This is a genomic window from Flavobacterium salmonis (assembly GCF_903819435.1).
Taxonomy (GTDB): Bacteria; Bacteroidota; Bacteroidia; order Flavobacteriales; family Flavobacteriaceae; genus Flavobacterium; species Flavobacterium chungangense.
In genome coordinates this window covers 1-2,673 of record NZ_CAIJDP010000047.1, presented here as the reverse complement: position 1 = coordinate 2,673, position 2,673 = coordinate 1, and the positions used below count along the sequence as shown (strand labels likewise).

Genomic DNA, 2,673 nt, shown 5'->3' with positions numbered 1-2,673 from the left:
TCCTTTGCATTGTAAGTATAATTGGTTTCTGAGATGATGCTTTTACCGTCATCGGTCTTTTCTGTTTTGATGACCTGGGTAGGCAATGGCCATTCTAGTATATAATTGTAAGTTAAAAAATCAACCTTATTTTGTTCTCTATCCTTGAAAGCTTTAATAATATTACTGTAGGTTGACGTGTAGATAAAATCCTCTTTTTCTACAAGCCTTGCAATGCTTCCTTTTTTGGTGGTAAACTTTTCGATGGATTTGGTCAATCCATTGGTATAGTTTATATAAGCGGGTGAATTGGGATACATACGATCAATGATTTCTTCATCGTCATTATAGAAAGTCGTTCGTATAGTGGAAACATCGCCCTCTTCATCTGTAAGGGATTCCTCTACCCAATCATAACCTACAGCATTTCCTCTGTTAAATGCTGACAAGGGAGTTCTGGATTCAGATGTCTGTATTATTCCCTGTCCAAAATAATATGGGAGCCCTTCTATTCTGCCACTATAATGGAAAATTGGGTTAACAGGTATATTTGCTGTCGGGTATTTGAATTTTCTAATTTTTGCATCTGTTTTTATTTCACTTATCCTAATACCACCTCCATCATAGTCAGGTGGTTGATTTCCGTTAGTTATTATAGGTGTATACAAATAGTCAAAATGTAACTTCCAAGATGCATAAACATCTTTTGGTGGAGTATTAGCTACAAATTCATAAGTGCCAGCCTCCAATATAATTTTCTTTGGTTGCATCGTTATCTCGACACCTTGTCCAGGAAACGTTGATTCACTAAAAATATAAGGGCATACCTGACTGTATAAAGTAGCTGGTGCTGGGCTTATTCTTTTAAGTACGCCAAGTGGATAATTAGGGTGGTCATAATTATAGGTCGGGTCTTTTAGCCTCCAGAAATTCTCCATGTAGCAACCTATTGTTAGTTCTGTTTTTCCCTTGATTTCAAAACGGTATATGTCCTGGGAAAGAGCATTCGGAAATTCATTCATGATATAATGTTTGTATACATCTACTCGAACATCATTCGTAGAAGATTCTATATCTGCTGTGTAGGTTTTGAAATAGCCAGAGGGAATGATGTTGCTTTCAAATTTAAATTCCGCTGTTCCACCTGTAGGATAGGTTATTTTGTTTAAGGTACCTATGATCGCTTTTTGGAAATTAGCTTCTTTTTTAATCCCTATAAATTTTTGGCTATTGCCAATGTTTATTCCAATTACGTAATTTTCACCGTAATCTTTTCCATTCTGAAATCCCCAGTAATCGACATTTTTTGAGTTTTTAGCGGGGAAACTGCCTGGGTAATAGTCTAAAAGATGACCTTTATTTAATGGCTCGTCCAAAGAGGAATATTCGGTTACCTTGTTCAATTTTAGTCTTTTGAATACATTTACATATTGTGCATTACCGGTATAGTCATCATTAAAATAGCTGTACTCAAATTTAAAGGATTTCAGAAGGGCATTATTGCTGTTGCGGATCAAGATTTGGTCTAACTTTTTAGCGGTGCCTTTAATATCATATCTCTCAGAACAAGTAAAGTCAACACGGCCAAAATCACCCTGGATCGATTTTAACCTCGATGCTACATTGACAACCTTAGATCTGTAATATGCAAGAAAGCTTTGTTGATCTTGTCCGCCGTAAACGGGGCGCCAATATTTTTCACTGGATTCCTGTGTAGGCAGGTATTGCACCTCTGTATCATAAGTGAAGTTGATCTCCCGTTCATTCTTTGTAATAATCTTACTTAAGCACCAGCTAGTATCTAGGCGATCAGGGGTTTGTGGATATGCATCATATTCGACTTCCTCCCCACATGTTTGTCCTTTAGTAAAGGGTCTCCAGTATATATACGATGTTATATCATCATCATATTTAGTATTGGAGGAGTTTAAATTTTTATTTAACGGATTTTGCTCTGTATAATTTTGTGTAATCTCTGTTTGGCTGTACAGATATTGATTTCCTTCGCTGTCTGTTATTTTAAACCAAACAGAGCTTTCTCCCCTGTTTTTTGTTACTTCGATTTTCAAATTATGAGATTTATCAAAAAGCACAGCTCCTCTTGATTTGTCAAGTATAAATTTCCCGTTAATCCCTCCCGGCAGGTTGTAATAAAAAATATCCGGCTCGGGATCACAGATCAAATGATATTCAGTGCCCCAGTTCGGACATGCATCGATACCATCTAAACGATACTGGTTGTCAAAATTTGGCCCTATATCAGGGGCATAATAATAGCCTTTTTCACAAAATGGATGATTCCTGTCGAATGTACTTTCCATAAAATCCTCACTACCATTGATTGTTCTTGATATCCTGCTTCCTGCATCGAGTGACCAGCCCAGCCCGACCCATGTGGCTTCCTGATCTACCCTGATTCCTGATGCATGATAATTAAGCGAAATAGGGAGTTTGTAGCCATCTACATCTATCTCGTAAATAGGAATGCTGGTATTTGGAGTGCCTGTATAATACGACACTGGATAATCTGCATATTTGGCAAATTCGGCTGCATTTGGGCTCATAGGGGTGACATGCGGGTATGCTATGTCTTGGTTCTGCGAATAGAAACTTGTCATTGAAAGGGTCGCAGCCAGGGAGATAATTAATCTTTTCATATTTTATTTATTGAGGTCTTCAATTATTTAATCTCCA

The 2,673-nt window shown here is 37.3% G+C and carries 1 protein-coding gene; it reads right to left on the bottom strand.

The features are described from left to right. Positions 1-2,636, bottom strand: a 2,636-nt coding sequence (locus FLACHUCJ7_RS01130) for a hypothetical protein (protein WP_219634036.1), incomplete at its 3' end; no start/stop codon positions are given. Positions 2,637-2,673 lie beyond the last annotated feature (37 nt).